The sequence below is a fragment of the Moritella sp. PE36 genome (assembly GCF_000170855.1).
In the GTDB taxonomy this organism is placed as follows: domain Bacteria; phylum Pseudomonadota; class Gammaproteobacteria; order Enterobacterales; family Moritellaceae; genus Moritella.
In genome coordinates this window covers 49,185-68,713 of record NZ_ABCQ01000008.1, presented here as the reverse complement: position 1 = coordinate 68,713, position 19,529 = coordinate 49,185, and the positions used below count along the sequence as shown (strand labels likewise).

Genomic DNA, 19,529 nt, shown 5'->3' with positions numbered 1-19,529 from the left:
AAGCCATTAAGTATTCATACTTAATGGCTTTTTTTTTAATTAATTTAGGGTTTTTAACCAATCACTATTTGACCTAATACATAACCAACCAGACAGGCAGAAATAACGCCAATTAACCCCACCGACATGAACGAATGGTTAAAGTAGTACTTACCAATTTTCGTTGTGCCTGAATTATCAAAGTTTACCGTGGCAATATCTGATGGGTAGTTGGGAATAAAGAAGTAACCATATACCGCCGGCATTAAACCTATCACTAACGCAGGTTCGAGTCCTAGCGCCAAACCGACAGGTAACATCATGCGCGCCGTTGCCGCTTGTGAGTTAACCACCACCGAGACGATAAATAGCGATAACGCAAACGTCCAAGGGTGCAGCGTGACCATATCAACGATACTGGCTTTGAATTGCGGCATCGCGTATTGGAAATAAGTATCAGACATCCAGGCAATACCAAAGATAGCAATGGCGGCGACCATTCCTGACTTGAAGACTACGCCATTCGGCACATCGCGCGGGTCGGTTTTGGTGGCGAGCAAAATAACCCCGCCAAACGCCAACATCATCATTTGGATCACCACTGACATTTTGATTGGCGCTGCGCCGTCGGTGATGGTCCGAATTTCAGGAAACATGGCGATCACCACGATAGACACGATCGCCCCTAAAAAGATAAGTACGGCGTTACGCGCTTTGCTTGGTAGTTCTTCATCTAAAGAGGTTGATGTGGTATTTAAGATCTTTTCACGCCAGATCGGATCTTTTAAGCGCGCTTGGTATTCCTCATCATCCTCTAACTCTTTACCACGACGTAAACTATAAAGTGCCAGCATTAAGGTACCAAATAACGTGGACGGCACGGTGACCATTAAGATCGACAGTAGGGTGATAGAAGAGTCGATATCCACTAATTGGGCTAAATAAAACACCACAGCAGCAGAAAGAGGGGAAGCGGTGATCGCAATTTGCGATGCCACTGACGCTGCTGCCATCGGACGCTCAGGTCGAATGCCATTTTTAAGCGCGACATCACCAATGATCGGCATAATTGAATATACCGCATGCCCGGTACCGAGCAAAAATGTCATTGTATAGGTAACAAAAGGGGCAATGAGCGTCACGCGTTTAGGATTCTTTCTTAAAACACGCTCAGCCACTTGCAGCATATATTTGAGACCGCCAGCGGCTTCGAGGATCGAGGCACAGGTGACAACCGCTAAGATAATCAGCATAACGGTGACAGGCGGAGACGTTGGCGGCATTTTGAAGATAAAGACCTCAATCACCAAACCAATCCCTGATACCACCCCTAAACCTATGCCACCAAATCGGGAACCGATATAGAGCACGACTAATAAAAACATAAATTCAAAATACAACATAAAACCACCAAAACTATAACTTTGTAGGTAGTTATGGTATCTGGTAAATTAACGCGTTAAATTGAGCTATTTCGCATATTGAATAGAATGCAATATTATTTTATGGTCAGTTGATGTCAGATAACATTTTGATAAATAATATAATTATGGAGCAATAATGTGAGCTGCAATAAAAAATAACGGGTGATTTAGTGATAAAACAAATCAGTGTTCGATCTGCTGACTCTCTCATTTTTCAACTGCTCATATCTGCTGTATTTTTAAATTACCGACGTGGACAGTGTTTCAAATCAAAGCTTTTTACACTGTTTTGGGTAGATTGGCAGGATAACCAAAATAATGCAGTGCATAGACCTGTATATAGTTGTAAAGAGGCAAGCAATGATAAATGTCACGTTCAATGGACAAATATTTTCCGTAAATGCGCACCAAACTCTACTTGAAGTGGCAACAGACTGTCATGTTGATATTCCGTCACTGTGTGGCTTGAATAAACATGGCGAGAAAGTGCCATGTGATCTTTGTGTCGTCGATATTGCCGGGCAAGGTATTCAACGCGCTTGTGAGATGACACCTGTCGAGGGTATGGCTGTCACCACAACATCTGCAACCTTGTCTGCGTTACGTCAAAAGTCGTTAAACCGTATTCTTTCTGATCACTATGCAGATTGTGAAGCGCCATGTCAGACCGCGTGTCCTGCTGGTGTCGATATTCAATCTTACCTTTACCATATTTCCCAAAACGACCATGCCAAAGCGGTCGAAGTGATTAAACGTACGCTACCTATGCCGTTGTCGATTGGTCGCGTGTGTCCGGCATTTTGTGAGACCGAGTGTCGTCGTGGTTTGGTGGATGAGCCGGTTGCCATTCGTCAATTGAAACGACATTCCGCCGATATCGATCTGGAAGCTCAAGCGCAATACGTGCCGCTCAAGAAACCGATAAAAGGTAAATCTATTGCCGTTGTAGGGAGTGGCCCTGGTGGTTTGACTTGTGGTTATTACCTCACTAATGAAGGTTATAACGTTACCGTATTTGAGTCTATGCCAGATGCGGGTGGCTGGTTACGTTATGGCATCCCTGAATACAGATTACCGAAAGCCATTCTTGCTAAAGAAATCGAGATCATGTGTCGTAACGGCATGCAGGTGCTGACCAACAAGAAATTGGGTGATGACTTTACCTTAACCCAACTAACCCAAGACTATGATGCGGTGTGTTTGGCTGTGGGTGCGTCGCAAGCCGTTGCTATGCAATATAGCGGCAGTGACTTTGATGGTTGCTATTTAGGGGTTGATTACCTCAAAGATTACGTCACCGACGGCAACTACACCACAGGTAAAAAAGTAGCGGTTATTGGTGGTGGTAATACCGCGATTGATTGCGCGCGCACTGCAGTGCGAGATGGCGCTGATACTACGTTGATTTACCGTCGTACTCGCGCTGAGATGCCTGCCGAAGATTATGAAATTCTGGAAGCAGAGCACGAAGGGGTTAAATTCCACTTTCTGACCAACCCAGTTGAAAACATCGCCGATGCAAACTGCCGGGTATGTGAAATAAAATTAGAAAAAATGGCCTTGGGTGAACCAGATGCCTCGGGTCGTCGTCGCCCCGAGAAAACCGGTGAATATTTTACCGAAGCTTTTGATACTGTGATTGCTGCGGTTTCGCAAAAACCTGATTTGAGCTTCATGGACAAAGAAACCTTGGACTTACCGCTGACACGTTGGAATACCCAAGATGCACACCCAGACACTATGCATTCCGGTGTGGGTAATATCTTTAGTATCGGCGATTTTCGTCGCGGACCTGCAACAGCAATCGAAGCCGTTGCCGATGGTCGTATTGCGGCAGAAGCGATCGACCGTTATTTCGACGGTGATATGGAAAATATTCCGGTAAAACAATTTAACTCGCAAAAAGCCCGCAAGCTAAAACAGGTAGATACGGCGCAGTTTGATAGCATTAAACAGGCGATGCGGTCGGTGATGCCAGAGTTAAGCCCACAACAACGTGAGTTAAGCTTTGCTGAAGTGGAAACCGGCTTTGACAATGATGAAGCGATGCGTGAAGCCGCACGTTGTTTAGAGTGTGGTTGTCAGGCCAATACCGACTGCCAGTTACGTGATTTTGCCACCGAATATAAGGTTGCTGATACTAACGTTAGTCAAGACGGTTGTCAGAAATTCGTGGTGGATGATAGTTCTGAGTTCATCGTCTTTGATGCCAACCGTTGTATCAGTTGCGGTCAATGTGTGGACGCGTGTAACGAGCAAGCGGTGCACGGTGTACTTAGTTTCATGAAGAATGACGATGGTGCATCAGCCAGTCGTCCTGAGTGCCGTCCTGGTTTTGAAAACGGCTTTAGCATGGGCGATTCAAACTGCGTGCAATGTGGACGCTGTGTGCAAGTATGTCCGACCGGTGCCTTGGTCGATAGCCGTGATAAATCACAAGGTCGCATTGAAATACTGAAACCCGTCGATACCATTTGTACCTATTGTGGTGTGGGTTGCAAGTTAACCATGTTCGTTGACGAAGCGCAGAATAAGATCCGTTATGTACAAGGTGTGAAAGATTCACCTGTAAACCAAGGTATGTTATGTGTGAAGGGGCGCTTTGGTTTTGATTTTGTCAGTAGCAAGGAACGGCTAACCACCCCCTTGATCCGTAAACATGGTGAACTACAGCCTGCCAGCTGGGAAGAAGCGATCACGCTGGTGGCGGATAAGTTTAATGCCATCAAAAATAATCATGGCGGTAATGCACTGGCGGGTTTCTCGTCAGCAAAAACCACCAATGAAGATAACTTTGCCTTCCAGAAATTCATTCGCCGAGAATTAGAAACCAACAATGTCGATCACTGTGCGCGTTTGTGTCATGCCTCTACCGTTACTGGGCTTGAAGCATCCATTGGTAGTGGCGCGATGACCAATGATATCCCGAGTATCAAACATTCGGATATGATATTCATTATTGGCTCTGATACCACATCAGCCCATCCGATCATTGCATCGCACATCAAACAAGCGATCCGTCATGGCAACGCGCGTTTGATTGTGGCCGATCCAAAACGCATCGATATTGCCGATCATGCGCAGTTATATGTCGCGCACCGTCCGGGTACCGATGTGATGTTGATAAACGGTATCATGCAGCAGATCATTAAAAACGGTTGGCATGACAAAGCTTACATTGACGAGCGCACCGAAGGTTTTAATGCGTTAGCAGCGGAAGTCATGTCTGACAATTACGCGCCGGATAAAGTGGAATTGATCACCGGCGTAAAAGCGCAAGATGTGATTAAAATGGCAGAAATGATCGGGACGGCCGACCGAACCGCGGTGTATTATTCCATGGGGATCACGCAGCACACCACAGGTCATGATAATGTCCGTTCCGTTGCCAACCTGCAAATGCTGTGTGGCAACATTGGTATTGAAGGTGGCGGCATTAACCCGTTACGTGGTCAGTCTAATGTGCAAGGTGCCTGTGACATGGGGGCGTTGCCAAACAGTTTACCGGGTTATCAGAAAGTCTATGAACCTGAAGTACAAGAAAAATTCGCGAAAGCGTGGAACAAAGCTAATTTACCCAAAGAAGTGGGTTTAACGCTGACCGAAATTATTGATGCCGCGTGTCACGGTGAGGTGAAAGGTTTGTATGTCATGGGTGAAAATCCGGTACTGAGCGATCCGAATCAAGCGCACGTTATTGACGCGCTTGAGCAATTGGATTTCTTGGTAGTGCAAGATATCTTCCTAACGGAAACCGCGCAATACGCTGATGTGGTATTACCCTCGTGCTCATTTGCCGAAAAATCGGGTCACTTCACTAATACTGAACGTCGTGTACAACGTATTTCACCCGCGGTTAAACCACCGGGTGAAGCGAAAGAAGATTGGCTGATCATTCAAGATATTGCCAACGCCATGGGCAGTGACTGGGCATATCAATCTGTTGAGGATATTACCAAAGAGATCACCCAATTGACGCCACAATATGCGGGCATCCATTGGCATCGCGTAGGTAAAGATGGCTTGCAATGGCCCTGTCCTGATGACGCATCTCCAGGCACGCGCATTATGCATACCGAGCAGTTCACCCGTGGCAAAGGTGAAATGGTCGCAGTGCCGTTCCGTTATGCGGCGGAATTGCCCGATGATGAGTACCCATTGATACTGACCACTGGTCGTTTGCTTGAGCAGTTCCATACCGGCACCATGACACGTAAAACCAAAGGGCTAGATAATCTGGCTGGACCACGTGCGATGATCTCGGTGGCGGATGCCGAACGATTAGGGGTTGTTAATGGTGAAATGCTCACGGTAACGACACGTCGAGGCAGCATTGATACGCCAGCGTTTGTGACTAAGCGGATGCAAGAAGGGGTGGTGTTTGTGCCATTCCACTTTGCGGAATCACCGGCGAACCGTTTAACCACCACGGCAACGGATCCACATGCCAAGATCCCTGAATTTAAAGTGGCCGCGGTGAAAATCGAAAAAGCGTTATTGTCAGTTTTCTAGTTAGCAATATCAAATAAAGCGGTGTAACAATAGAGGCCAATCAACGCGTCGGGTAGGGAAACCCGACAACACCGGAGAAATTAAATAATGTGGCAATCAATCATGGGCTTTGTTTCAGGGACGTTCAAGCCAGCGGCCGATCTCATCGACAACATTCATACTTCAGAAGAAGAAAAGCTAAAATTAAAAAACGTGTTAGTTGAGCTACAAAATGAAGTCACCAAAAAGCATATCGAGCTAGTCAGTAAGCAAATGGATTTAGAACGCACACTGCTCGACGCACAATCCAGTATTATTCAAAAAGAAGCGAACAGTGGCTCGTGGATCACCCGCAGTTGGCGACCGATAACCATGCTCAGTTTCCTTGCTATCGTCATTCTTAATGCCCTCGGTATTATTACCCTCGAAGAAAAGTTCGCCCATGATTTTATGCAGCCCGTGGAAATCGGACTCGGTGGTTATGTGATCGGACGCTCTGCTGAAAAGGTCATCCCCTCTATTGCCAAGGCGCTGGGCAGTAAATAATAAACTTAGTGAAATGAGTCTTTACTTTAAACTTACACAAGGCTTATAATAAGCCTTCCTTACTATATGCCGCTGAATCATGATACATTCGAAATTTGGGTTTCTTAGCTATGAAATCAGTCACGTTATTCGACAACGTTTTAACAAGCAAGCTGAAAGCATTGGCGTTACCCATTCTCAGTGGCGAGTATTAGTTCATCTGTCTGAAAATGAAAATTGTCGACAAGTTGACTTAGCTGATATCTTAAATGTAAAACCGATTACGCTAGCAAGACAAATAGATTTGTTAGAACAGCTTAGTTTAGTCAAACGTTTGAATGATAAGGAAGATAGACGAGTATTTCGTTTAAAATTAACAACTAAAGCCAAGCCTATTATGCAAGAGCTGTGGCAGATTGCAGACTCAATTGAAAATGAGATTTGTAATATGCTTTCTGATGAAGAGAAAGGTGTGCTTTCTAAATTACTCATCACGATAAAAACACAAATCAGTTAGTACGCTTAATTCCCTAAATCAAAGGTACAGAGATGACGCCGCCATAACCCTAGAATCCCCCTCTAAACAATTTATATGACGTTTATATATACTTAAAGTCAGATTCTTACGCATCGTAAGATTATTATAAATTGCATTTTAATCAGCACTAGTACGTATATCTAGCAAAGATAATGCTAATTGTTGATGATCTCTATTTTCCTGAAATATTTTAAACTGAGCTATCAGCTCTCGCACCTGCGTGACATATCGCATCATTTAAAACAGGAATTCTCCAGTATGGTATTTTTGCCATCGCTATTTATCGTTTAAAAGTACACTAAATTGAGTACGGCTTAGCGTCGTGGAATTTGCCCTTTTTTAAGGTCATTTACTGTGGCTGAAATAGCATGAAACCGTCGATTATGGCTGCTTTAAACGATATGTCTGTGCATCACCACGTATTTTTCGTGGGTCATCGATGCACCCGAAAAAGGACAAGTATGATTTTTTTGTCAAACAAACAAGATTGGTTAGGTAATGTTAAAGGAGATATTTTAGCCGGTATTGTTGTTGCGTTAGCGCTGATCCCCGAAGCTATCGCATTTTCTATTATTGCGGGTGTAGACCCTAAAGTGGGTTTGTATGCCTCGTTCTGTATCGCGACTATTATTGCGTTCACAGGTGGCAGACCCGGTATGATCTCTGCTGCAACAGGTGCAATGGCGCTGCTTATGGTGACGCTAGTCAAAGAACACGGGTTAGAATACTTGCTCGCCGCGACTTTGTTAACGGGGGTATTGCAAATACTCGCGGGTTATTTAAAGTTAGGTGGTTTAATGCGGTTTGTCTCACGTTCAGTGGTCACTGGTTTTGTAAATGCACTGGCTATCTTAATATTTATCGCCCAATTACCTGAATTAACCAATGTCACTTGGCATGTCTATGCAATGACGGCTGGTGGCTTAGGCGTTATCTATTTATTCCCTCATATCCCCGTCATTGGTAAAAGTATTCCTTCACCCCTGGTGTGTATTGTCCTACTTACCGTGTTATCACAGGTGATGGAGTTAGACATAAGAACGGTTGGCGATATGGGGGCGTTACCAGATACGTTACCCATCTTCTTATGGCCTGAAGTACCTCTCACACTCGAAACACTGTGGATCATTTTACCTTATGCGCTTGGTCTTTCTGTGGTTGGGCTTTTAGAGTCGATGATGACCGCAACGATAATCGATGACCTAACAGATACAAAAAGTGATCAAAATAGAGAATGTAAAGCACAAGGTATTGCCAATATCGGCGCCGGTTTAATGGGTGGGATGGCTGGTTGCGCCATGATCGGTCAATCAATCATTAACATTAAATCGGGTGGTCGAGGTCGGTTATCAAGTCTATCAGCCGGTGTATTCTTGCTTATTATGGTGGTTTTCTTAGGAGACTGGCTTAAACAAATACCGATGGCAGCCTTAGTTGCTGTGATGATCATGGTCGCCATTGGGACATTTTCTTGGAGTTCGATTAAAGATCTTAAAACCCATCCGTTATCAACTAATATTGTTATGATCGCGACAGTGATCACCGTTGTTGGTACGCACAATTTAGCGATTGGCGTATTTGTCGGTGTGCTACTTTCAGCGTTATTTTTCGCCCACAAAATCAGCCGTTTTATGGTCGTGAAAAATACCGAAATAGCACAGCAAGGGCGAACTTATCAGGTAACAGGACAGATATTCTTTGTGTCGGCGGATAAATTTGTTGATGCGTTCGATTTTAAAGAAGTGGTTGATAGCGTCGTTATCGATTTATCGCACGCCCATTTCTGGGATATTAGCGCCGTTGGTGCATTGGATAAAGTGGTGATTAAGTTTCGTCGAGAGGGTGCAACCGTTAATATTGTCGGCATGAGTGACGCCACCGCGACCGTGATTGATAAATTTGCAATTCATAATGATCCCGCTGCGGTTGAAAAAATGATGGCTGGTCACTAAGGAGAAAAACAATGAATAAAATAATAGCATGTATTGATGGATCTATACTGGAAAAAGCTGTCTGTGACACTGCGATCTGGGCGTCAAAACGTTTGAGTCATGGCATTGTTTTTCTGCATGCCATCGATAAAAAACAGCAACATGGCGCAGACGATTTAACTGGCTCTATTGGTTTAGGGGCACGTACTGCGCTGCTTAACAAAATGGTTGAACTTGACGAGCAGCGTGGGAAAATGGCTATTCAGTTGGGTAATGAAATGTTAGGCAGAGCCGTTGATAGAGCCAACACCGTGGGTCTGACCGATATAGAGCAGAAACAACGCCATGGTGATTTTGTCGAAGCTTTAGTGGGCTTAGAAACTGATGCACGTTTAATGGTGGTCGGGCGCTGTGGTAATGGTCATCAAGGTGATTTTAAAGCCCTTGGTTCGCATATCGAAACACTGATCCGGCAGGTGCATACGCCGATCGTGATTGCCCCGCAGGCTTTTACCGAGCCGACTAACTTTATGCTGGCTTATGATGGACGCGAAACGGCAGACAAAGCCGTGCAACGTATCATTCAAGGCGGTTTACTCCAAGGCATGACATGTCATTTAGTCACGATTAAAAATACTGAACAAGCACAACAACAGAAATTTGAGCAAGCCAAAATGCGACTTGAGCAAGAAGGGTTTAGTGTCATTGCCACGTATCTTGAAGGGGATATTTCTACTTCGTTAATGGATTACAAACAACAGCATGATATTGAACTGGTGGTGATGGGCGCGTTTGCGCATTCTAAGATGAGAAACTTTTTCCTTGGTAGCAATACCATGCGCATGATTGAAAATTGTCGAGTGCCGCTGATCGTGCTTAGATAATTGCGTTAACGTGATTGGTTTAGCTAAGCGAGGTCAATGTCAAACCGCAGTGACCACTTTCGCTGGTCACTGCAGTTTAGTTATGGCATTTTTAGGCAAATAGTTACAACTGGGGCGTATTTATAAATCTCAGTGTTTTTGTTGGTTCTAGGTAGGCGCGAATGAACTGGTTCATGTCTGCAACGGAAATGCTGTCGAATATTGCTGGTGCAGTTTCTGTTGACCCGAGTGCATAATTGAATAAATGATCACGGTGTAACAGCCACTGTTTATTTGGTGATTCATTTAATGAATAAGCTAAATCCTGCGTTATTGTTTTTTTGTTTTCGTTTAGTTGTGCTTCGGTTATACCATTAGTAAGTAAATCACTGATGATACTATCGACCACCTGTTGTGTTTGCTCAACATCTTCAACTTTAGTAATTAACTCAATCATCACTTCAGTAAATGCCTGACCAGCTGGTTGATCGCTTACCATGACATAAGGGGAATAAGTTAAGGATAATTGCTCCCTCACGATCTTGGTCAGCGTTTTGCTCATGATCGCCTGCATGAGTTCTGCCTGATAAACTTGTTTGATACCTTGGTTTGGGGTGTCTGTGATAGTGTAAAACAGCACCTGCCCATTATCTTGCGGATAGCTTGTTTCATTGAGCTGAGTCGTTTTTGTTATCAACGATTGAGCAGGGTGGTCAAAGGTATTATTTTTCCCCTTTGGTAAACTCGCCACGTATTGCAATATAAGTGGCTTTAACTGCGCCGTATCAAAGTCGCCGACGATAGTTAACTTATAACCATTAACGTTATTAAAGAGTGTTTGATAAAGCCTTTCAACATCACTTTGTTGCACCTCTGCTAGTTCCTTCGCTGAAATTCGCGCCTGCTGGGGATTATTGGGAAACAGAATATCATCTACTTTTATCCATGTTGCCGTTGTTGGTAACGCGAGATTATTTTGCAGATGTTCAATACTCCCTTTCCTTTCTAACGCAAATACCTGCTCATTAAGTTCAGCGTTGGTCATACTGCTATACAGCATCGAGAATAGTAGTTCTAGGCTCTTGGGTTCATTAATCGAATACAGATTGAAACCATGATTGTTGGCTTCGATCACCGGAATAATGTCGATGCGCTCTTGGTTAAACTGTTGCTGTATCGCTTGTGCTGATACTCCCGCTAAACCGCTATTCATATAACTGTTTATCAAAAGGTAGTTGGCTGCGCGTTGTTTTTTGGTAAATGAATTGATACCGCCAGGAGCTGTAAAACTCATATTAATGGTGTTTTTAACGCTATGATCAGGTTGCAAAACAACACTTACTCCATTGCTTAACTGCCACCGGGTTATTTGTGTGTCAGTGTCAAAACGTTCACTGTCGATCTTACTTGTTCCGCCACTTTTTTTAACGATAGGCAGTGTTAGCGTTTCAATTTTAATCGCTATATTGTTAATTGATTTATTAATCGTATCTGCAAATATTTTATCGGCCGCCAATAAGTCCGGCTTTTTGGCTTGATATGGTGTCGCGAAGGTCATCTTATGTGGGCTGTTTATCAGTGTTTTGGCGAACTGATTTAATTCTTCAAGACTGACTGTTGTCAGCAATAGCTGATAAGCTCGCTGCTCATTCTCTAGTGTGTATTCAATATTGCCGCTCGACCAAGCATTAATCACTTCATCGGCTAGTTGCTGCGAATTTTTATTACTATAGATAGTACTGAGTTCGGCTTGTGTTGATTTGATTTTAGCCAGTTGTTGCTGATACTCAGCTTGGCTAAAACCGTGTTGTTGTATGCGCGCTAATTCCTGCGCAATAAATTCAACAGCCTGTTGGTTTTCATTTTTTTGATGACTAACATAGATATTTTCGAACGCTTTGTTGCCCAACAATTGATTATAGAAAAGACCGACTTCATGGAAGGGTTGAGCGCGTTGGCTGTTGGCTGCATTCAAACGATAATTAAATAACTGATCCAACATATCCAGTTTCAACGAATGACTGATATCTTCGCTATTGGTAATTTTCAACATAGGGACTTCGAAGAACAGGTCTGTTTGTGAAAAATTAATCACTTTACTGCTATAAACCTGAGTTGCGGTTTTTAATGCTGGCGGTGTTAAGACAGGCTGTTGCTTGGTGTTTTGTGATGTCTCTATGGTTGAAAATAATGCGGTGATTAATTGGCTTGTGCTCTCACTATCCACATCACCCGCTATCACTAATCTGGCATTATCCGGACGATACCAATCTTTGTAAAAAGTGTTAACAGAGGCGACAGTGCTGTTATTGATGCTTTTAAGCGTCCCGATTGGTAAACGTCTTTGATATTCACTGTTTTCTATATAATCATCGAACAGGGCGTAGTAATAAGATTTTTCTTGCTGTGTGCTCTGGTGATATTCATTTTCGACGACGCCTTTCTCTTTATCTAACTCATGCTGTTCCAATTCTATATCGGTTAAAATATCACGTAAATACAGCAAGGTATCTGCGAGTAATTGGGTATTATCTTTAGGAATAGAGAGGCTGTAAACTGTTTCATCAAAAGAGGTGTAGGCATTAATGTCATGACCAAATGTTAATCCTGACTTTTCAAATAGCTCAACAATTTTTAGCTTGGGGAAGTTTTTGGTGCCGTTAAAGGCCATATGCTCAAGCAGATGTGCATAGCCTGATTGTGCATCTGTTTCACTGAATGACCCCGATTTGATCATCAAGCGTAACTCAATCTTATCTGAGCTTTCTGGCTTAGCATGAATGGCATACAAGAAACCGTTATCAAGCGTGTTGCTGCTCACTGTGGCTATTGCGTCAGTCTGATTGGGGTTATTTGCACAGCTAGACAGGGCGAATAGGGCAAAAGAAATCAATAATAATTTTCTACAGAACATCATGATTAAAATAACTCGTTAATAATTTATAGTTACCGAGGGGAATACAGCCTCAGGATTTTTATGTCATTGAGCTATAAACATTTTTATAGCAACTGGTTATATTATAAGAACAGCGGGTAGAGCAGTAGGGAATTGTGCGTGTAAACACCAATAATGTGATTTATATCGAGTAATTACAAAACGTTACAAAATAATTTCAAGCTTAACCCTTAATTCCCTTACCAAATATACGTGCTTGAGTTTTTCCCTAAACACGCCTAAAATACAACTGTATAAATAAACAGTTGTTTGGGTGGGGTATAATATAATTCATGAACATCATTCCAATTTTGGCGAGTGCAGGTATTACTGGCTTTGAAAGTCCGGCGGCTGAATATAGTCAGCTTGGCTGTAATTTAGATGAACTACTGGTCGAGCATCCCAGTGCTACTTTTATTGGTAAAGCCTGTGGCGATTCAATGCAAGGGGTGGGGATCTTTGATGGTGATCTATTGATTGTCGACAGGCATGTCACGCCCACGCATCAGGATGTGATTGTCGCCAATTTCAACGGTGAATTCGTGTGTAAGTTACTTGATATTAAAAGGCGACTGTTGCTCTCTGCCAATGAAAAAATCCAGCCTGTGGTGATTAATGATTTTGATACCTTTAGTATCGAAGGCGTGGTGATCCGCTCGATTCGGTGTCACCGTCCCAGCCCGTTATTGAGTAATAAATAGTGTTCGCACTGGTGGACGCTAATTCATTTTATTGCAGTGCTGAACAGGTGTTTCGTCCTGAATGGCGCGGTAAACCGATTATCGTGTTGTCTAACAATGATGGCTGTATTGTTGCCGCAAACCGACAAGCTAAAGACGCGGGCATTCCTAAGTTTAAACCCTATTTTAAGATCAAAGCCTTGTGTGAACAACAAGGCGTGATCGCGCTTTCTTCTAACTACGAACTCTACGCTGACCTGTCTGCTAAAATGATGGATGTGGTGGGGCGTTTTGCCCCCGAACAACATATTTATAGTATTGATGAATCTTTCTTGTCGTTCCAACGCAGTTATCCTGCCATCCCTTGTTTACGTGAACATGGCGCTAAGTTGCGGCGTGCGGTATGGAAAGAGTGTCGATTACCCGTTTGTGTGGGCATGGGCTCCACACTGACATTAGCCAAAATAGCCAATCATGCAGCCAAAAAGATCCGCGGTTATAACGGCGTTTGTGTACTGGATAATGACAGTGAACGCTTGCAGGTACTGGCGCAGCTAAAGGTCGATGAAGTATGGGGGATCGGGCGCAAGTTATCTAAACAGTTAGCGTTTATGGGCATTGAAACCGCGTTAGATTTAGCTAAGCTACCGGTTGGTATTGCCCGTAAGGATTTTAATGTCGAAGTCGAAAGGACAGTAAGGGAGCTTAACGGCCAGCCGTGTAAAAGTTGGGATACTGCCAGAGCAGATAAAAAACAAATTTATTCAACCCGCAGTGTCGGCGAGCGCATTACCGAACTCAGTGCGCTGCAACAAGCATTAAGCAAACATGCGGGCATAGCCTCACAAAAAGCCCGTAAGCAGGGTTCGCTGTGCAAGATCATGGTGTGTTTTGCGGCCAGCTCGCCTTTTGATGATAACCCTGCCAGCTTTCGCGCTATCCATAAATTCCCTTATCCCACCTCCGACGTTACCCAAATAACCAAAGTCGCGACGCAACTCGCCAACGATTTATTTCAGGACGGCGTCAGGTTCTACAAGATAGGTGTCGGGCTTATTGATTTGGTCGATGGCCGTTATGAACAGCAAGATTTATTTAATCCCGCCCCAAGCAACGACAAACTTATGGACGTGTTTGACCACCTGAATCAGAAATATGGCCGCGACACGCTGTTTTTAGGGGCGCAAGGCATAGATAAGAAGTGGGAAATGCACCGTAACATGTTAACCCCACAATACACCACCAAATGGTTAGATTTACCTCAGGTGAGGTGTTGATCAGCGGTGAAGACTAGCACATTAGTAAAAAAAACATCATCGTGACGGTCTACAACAGACGCTCTCATAGCCGCAGCAAGCAAAGCCATGTATAATGTAAAGAAATGTATAATGTAAAGCATAAAAGATACGACCCCTAAATTCCTCCATATCATCTTTGATGCGGCAGAAATAACGAAAGTCGCCATTCAATTTACCAACGGACTGTATCGAAACAGCGTTGTATATAACTAGGAAATAGACATGTTTTTGCTAAATAACACACATAATAAAAATTACAAAAAAAGCTATCCAACAGAATCAGATGTTATATTTGATATCTCGGAAAAGCAATTGGGGAATATTAAAAATGCTGCTTGGAACGAACTTCGAGAAGGAAGTATCGTATGTGTAGTAACAAGCACAAGAAAGGTAAGTACTTTTTGCAAAGTGACAGCAATTAAAGGTCTTGGAGACAAGGATGCTGATGGTGGTGAAACATTTCTTCTATTCGGTGTCGTAATCGCAAAGCTAATGCCGGAAAGTAATATGGGTTTACTGCTTAGTAAGTTCAGTGTAAAGCACCAATATCTGAGCAATAGTAAATTTAGCATTGGCTCGCATGTTGCAGAATTGGGCTCGGATTTAGACTCCTTACAGGTAAAAACCAGACACGGCCTGAAAAGCATTAGTGAGCTTAAAGAAATCATCTTATAAAGCGATCAAGTTCGACGCTCGTATCAGGGCGTCACTTGACCTAAGCCTCTTATTTATCATCACAATGTACCCATATTGATATATGTTGCGTTAGATCATTGCGCTCATGCTCGGTTCGCTGAACAATAGCTGTATTGGCAATCGAATCAATGATGGACGTGATGATATGACAGATAAAAAACTTATCCGTATTCTGCAAATTTTTATTGTTATTGGCATCTCGTTAATATTGCTTGGTCATTATTTATTATCGTACACAGATTTTACCCAGCAGCATGGCGTGACGGGCATTATGATTAGCGCGGCTTGCATTGCTTTGGGCTTTGCTTTCTCGCTACCAACCAAAATGTACCTGACCTTTGTGTTGGTTAAACGTGAAAGTGAACAAAAACTATAACGACGGGACAATGGTGAGACTATGAAAGAAACGACTAGATATTTGATTGTATTAGTTATGTTTGTGGTTATTCAGGCATGCGATTAATCGCTGGTGGTATTCTCCTTACCAACCAGCATCTGTATTCGCTATTATTCTCTTAAATAAGCCGTGTTAGCTTAATTTAAATCTAGCCACTAATGCCGCAAGTGCCTCGTTTTCGTCGGTAAGACTCTGCACACTTATCTTGGTGTCTTGACCGTTTTTACTTAACTCTTGCACCATCTCTTGAATGGTATGCATATTACGCGATATTTCTTCCGTCACAGAGCTTTGTTGTTCAGACGCCGTGGCAATCTGGGTACTTAAATCATTAATTTCAACGATAGATCCTGTCATACTATCTAGGCTACCTGTGACTAATGATGTGTTTTTTGCCACTTTCTGACAACTCTCAGTGGTATGATTCATTGCGGTGACCGCTGATACGGCGCTAGCAGTCAGACTCTGCAGCATCTCATTAATTTTGGCTGTACTATCTTGGGTTAAGGCCGCTAAAGAGCGCACTTCATCAGCAACAACAGCAAAACCTCGTCCTTGCTCACCCGCTCTTGCTGCTTCAATTGCTGCATTTAAGGCTAACAAATTAGTTTGATCGGCAATGCCACCAATGACTTCTAATACCGTGGCAATATTTTTAGTACTTTCATTCATCGCATTAATACTTGCAGCAGTATCATCCATTTCAGAAACTAAAGACATGACACTATTTGATGCCTCGATAACGGTTACTTTGGATGCTTTCGCTTCTTCATTAGCGGCTTGGGTACTGGTTGCTGTTTGTAATGCATTTTGGGCCACTATGTCGGCGGTAGTGCTCATCTCAGTAATAGCCGTCACTGCTAATTCGGTTTCGGCACTGTGATTATCCAGCGCTTGGGTATTACGCTCAGACTGGGAATGAATATCATGAATGCCACGGGTAATATTTTTTGAAGCACCGGAAATATCTAACATCATCGATTGTAAGTAACCAATAAAGTTGTTCACCGAATGACTAATATCGGCGACTTCATCATTCCCCTTGATCACTAATCTCGAGGTAAGATCCGCTTCACCAGTCGATAAATTATCAATACTTAACTTCAGCACAAGTAATTCACGAATAATACGGTTGATAAGCCAGAGTGAAAACACAATTGCAACAATGAAAAGTACAGTCGCGAATTTAAAGCTATTTTTTATTTCAGCATCGAAAATATCCTCTGTCGCTGTTGTCAAACTTTCTTCAATGGTCGAGATTTCACTCTCATAGGTACTAGTACCTAATGACCAGCCCCAATCAGGGAAGATGTTACGTACATACAGGATCTTATTCTCTATTTTATCCGTCTCTGCATTTTTAAATGCGGCAGACATAAAAATAGCGGACTCACGTTGCAGACGTTTTGCTGCATCACGCGTAAAGTCCGCGGTAGTACCGATTAACTTAGCGTCTGGATGCATAAGGATCTTACCGTTTGCATCTTGCACCCAAAAATAACCATCTTCACCATACTGAGTAAGACCTACCGCATTCAAAGCCATATCAATTTTGCTTTGTTTTAAGCGGCTAGTATATTCCCCTGTGGCAATAACAAGGTTCAGCTGTTCAAAATAGAAAGACGCCGACATTTTCTCTTCAATTTCTTCAGATACTGGGTTTAGTGAATAATACTGACTATAACCAACGGTTGATTTTTTAGCACTATTGATAATGTCGCGAACGTAGTAACTGCCTTTTTTATCTTGTAAATCATAACCAGACCTACCGATAAGGCGGCGATTTGCACCATTTGCCATGTATTCAAATGACTCGGCATCAAAAGCAAAAATGAAACGTCCATCATTCCAGCGATAGTTATCTATAAATGCATAGATATTGGCTTCTGCATCTTCATCCGACGGGGCGTCGGCATACATATCAGCAATTGTTTTTTTGAATGTGAGGATATCGCTGCGCAGTTCTTGTCTAATGCGATTTGTAGAAGATGACTCATATAAATTGGCCAAAGATAAGTTAAGGTTGTCGGTTTGACCTTGTAAGTTATTCTTTATTAATGTTTCTACTTTTGAACGTATGTTAATTTTCTCCGCCTCTAACACTGTTTTTTCAGTCATGAAAATACTGGTAATAAAGAATCCATTAACAAGTAACAGCATTACGCAAATTGTCAGTGTTAATTTAATTTTGATTGTTAGTTTCATTTGACTCAGTTTCGGCAGGTCGTGATTCAACATAAATCACCAAGAGGGCAGGAAAATAACATATAAACAACATTATTCAATACCTCTTTTAAACTTTAATGAAACACAATGTAACGATAAAGTTCACTGGATTTAACGTAAAACCATATCTAATAACCTAACTTATTCATACATATCAATATAAAGCCACGCCAAAAGTGTTTTTTCATGTATATAAAATACACAGTGGATCTACAGGTGTTCGATATTTAATATCGAGCTGGCCCAACCTTTAAAGTGTGATATTTCACCATTCAAAGTTCGAATATGATGAATCTGATCTTGCACTCTTTGCCAAAATTGCTATAAATGTCAGATTAGCGTTCTACTATATACATGTGATGACTAGGAGGGAGCAGATGGACTTTACGCGATTTGCAGAGAAGCTGATGGCAATGGATGATGAAAGCTGGGCAAGGCACTCTAATCCATGGAGTGTGTATACTCGATTTTCAATCTTGCCACTAATGTCATTGGCCTTTTGGTCTCGAGAATGGATAGGAAGTTATTCTTTAATACCGATATTACTGTCTTTTATCTGGATATGGTTAAATCCCAGGATGTTTGGCGTTCCCGCTAAAACCAATAATTGGGCGTCAATGGGCACCTTTGGCGAGCGTATATATTTAGATCGTAAAATCAATCCAATACCCGATCATCACATATTACCCACAATAGTACTGCAAATTATGTCTGGTATTGGCCTGCCCATCTTCATTTATGGTTTATACAGTTTAAATATTTGGGCGTTAGTATTAGGCAATATGTGGATAATAGTGTTTAAGGCTTGGTTTGTTGATCGCATGGTCTGGCTGTATAACGACATGAAAGACACTAACCCGCAGTATCTCATCTGGCTAAAGTCATAATCATAATCAGAAACGGCAATCCGACTCCGCAAACTGTCATGCATTGTATTTCCAAATATAAGTCAGTTTGCTACTCTGTTGCGCTTGGCATTACGTTATAAATTTGGATAAAGATGAAACAGTCAATTGTACATATTGCTTTGGTCGTTCGTGATTACGATGAAGCACTGGATTTCTATATCAATAAACTCAAGTTTGAGTTAGTCGAAGATACTTATCAACCAGAGCAAGATAAACGTTGGGTTGTGGTTTCACCTCCAGGTTCAACGGGCGTGTCGTTGTTACTGGCGAAAGCATCCAAGTCTGAACAGTTAGACTTTATTGGAAATCAGGCCGGTGGTCGTGTATTCCTGTTTCTTAATACAGATGATTTTTGGCGTGATTATAACCGCATGGTAGCAGACGGTATTAAGTTTGTGAGACCACCTCAAGAGCAAGATTATGGCACCGTTGCTGTATTTGAAGACCTCTATGGCAACAAGTGGGACTTACTGCAATTAAATGAAGATCATCCTATGTCAAAGAGATGATCTTAGTTTTCAGACCAAACATCTTGTATTGGTTAGTATGAACGCAGGCTTGTTTACTCTGCCGCGTAGCTGCTTCGTTCAACAAGGCCATGAAAAGTGACTGGTTGCTACGCAATTGTTGGCGGCGTT

Annotated in this window: 14 protein-coding genes; 11 read left to right on the top strand and 3 right to left on the bottom strand. The window is 42.6% G+C overall.

What is annotated here, in order from left to right:
- Nucleotides 1-53 precede the first annotated feature (53 nt).
- Nucleotides 54-1,382 carry an anaerobic C4-dicarboxylate transporter gene (locus PE36_RS07220; protein WP_006031321.1) on the bottom strand — a complete coding sequence of 443 codons (1,329 nt, stop codon included), beginning with the start codon at nucleotides 1,380-1,382 and terminating at the stop codon, nucleotides 54-56.
- Between the two features lie 381 nt (nucleotides 1,383-1,763).
- Here PE36_RS07220 and fdhF point away from each other — a divergent pair, with 381 nt between their 5' ends.
- The 5 genes from fdhF (at nucleotide 1,764) to PE36_RS07195 (ending at nucleotide 9,772) form a co-directional block, all read left to right on the top strand.
- Complete coding sequence (gene fdhF, locus PE36_RS07215) at nucleotides 1,764-5,915, top strand: formate dehydrogenase subunit alpha (RefSeq protein ID WP_006031320.1); 4,152 nt, start codon at nucleotides 1,764-1,766, stop codon at nucleotides 5,913-5,915.
- A gap of 87 nt (nucleotides 5,916-6,002) precedes the next feature.
- Nucleotides 6,003-6,440, top strand: coding sequence for a 3TM-type holin (locus PE36_RS07210; protein ID WP_006031319.1), 438 nt, complete (start codon nucleotides 6,003-6,005; stop codon nucleotides 6,438-6,440).
- Nucleotides 6,441-6,519: 79 nt separating this feature from the next.
- Entirely contained in the window at nucleotides 6,520-6,936 is a 417-nt protein-coding gene (locus PE36_RS07205; protein ID WP_006031318.1) for a MarR family winged helix-turn-helix transcriptional regulator, read from the top strand.
- A 482-nt stretch (nucleotides 6,937-7,418) separates the two neighbouring features.
- Nucleotides 7,419-8,909, top strand: coding sequence for a SulP family inorganic anion transporter (locus PE36_RS07200; protein ID WP_006031317.1), 1,491 nt, complete (start codon nucleotides 7,419-7,421; stop codon nucleotides 8,907-8,909).
- A gap of 11 nt (nucleotides 8,910-8,920) precedes the next feature.
- On the top strand, nucleotides 8,921-9,772 hold the full coding sequence (locus tag PE36_RS07195) for a universal stress protein (protein ID WP_006031316.1): 852 nt from the start codon (nucleotides 8,921-8,923) through the stop codon (nucleotides 9,770-9,772).
- A 103-nt stretch (nucleotides 9,773-9,875) separates the two neighbouring features.
- Here PE36_RS07195 and PE36_RS07190 read toward each other — a convergent pair whose 3' ends face one another.
- Entirely contained in the window at nucleotides 9,876-12,668 is a 2,793-nt protein-coding gene (locus PE36_RS07190) for a pitrilysin family protein (RefSeq protein WP_006031314.1), read from the bottom strand.
- A 311-nt stretch (nucleotides 12,669-12,979) separates the two neighbouring features.
- On the opposite strand from PE36_RS07190, the gene umuD reads away from it, so the two are divergent.
- The 4 genes from umuD (at nucleotide 12,980) to PE36_RS07165 (ending at nucleotide 15,736) form a co-directional block, all read left to right on the top strand.
- The gene (gene umuD, locus PE36_RS07185) at nucleotides 12,980-13,387 is read left to right on the top strand and encodes a translesion error-prone DNA polymerase V autoproteolytic subunit (RefSeq protein ID WP_006031313.1); all 408 of its coding nucleotides are present in this window, start codon (nucleotides 12,980-12,982) and stop codon (nucleotides 13,385-13,387) included.
- Complete coding sequence (locus PE36_RS07180) at nucleotides 13,387-14,643, top strand: Y-family DNA polymerase (RefSeq protein WP_006031312.1); 1,257 nt, start codon at nucleotides 13,387-13,389, stop codon at nucleotides 14,641-14,643. Before umuD ends, PE36_RS07180 begins: the two co-directional genes overlap by 1 nt.
- 243 nt (nucleotides 14,644-14,886) lie before the next feature.
- On the top strand, nucleotides 14,887-15,339 hold the full coding sequence (locus PE36_RS07170; protein WP_006031310.1) for a hypothetical protein: 453 nt from the start codon (nucleotides 14,887-14,889) through the stop codon (nucleotides 15,337-15,339).
- A 166-nt stretch (nucleotides 15,340-15,505) separates the two neighbouring features.
- Nucleotides 15,506-15,736, top strand: a complete 231-nt coding sequence (locus tag PE36_RS07165) for a hypothetical protein (RefSeq protein WP_043994209.1) — start codon at nucleotides 15,506-15,508, stop codon at nucleotides 15,734-15,736.
- A gap of 153 nt (nucleotides 15,737-15,889) precedes the next feature.
- Here the strand turns inward: PE36_RS07165 and PE36_RS07160 are convergent, their stop codons facing one another.
- Nucleotides 15,890-17,995, bottom strand: a complete 2,106-nt coding sequence (locus PE36_RS07160) for a methyl-accepting chemotaxis protein (protein WP_006031308.1) — start codon at nucleotides 17,993-17,995, stop codon at nucleotides 15,890-15,892.
- Nucleotides 17,996-18,360: 365 nt separating this feature from the next.
- Here PE36_RS07160 and PE36_RS07155 point away from each other — a divergent pair, with 365 nt between their 5' ends.
- Nucleotides 18,361-18,870, top strand: a complete 510-nt coding sequence (locus PE36_RS07155) for a DUF6653 family protein (protein ID WP_043994177.1) — start codon at nucleotides 18,361-18,363, stop codon at nucleotides 18,868-18,870.
- 113 nt (nucleotides 18,871-18,983) lie between these two features.
- Nucleotides 18,984-19,400 carry a VOC family protein gene (locus PE36_RS07150; protein WP_006031306.1) on the top strand — a complete coding sequence of 139 codons (417 nt, stop codon included), beginning with the start codon at nucleotides 18,984-18,986 and terminating at the stop codon, nucleotides 19,398-19,400.
- Nucleotides 19,401-19,529: the final 129 nt, after the last annotated feature.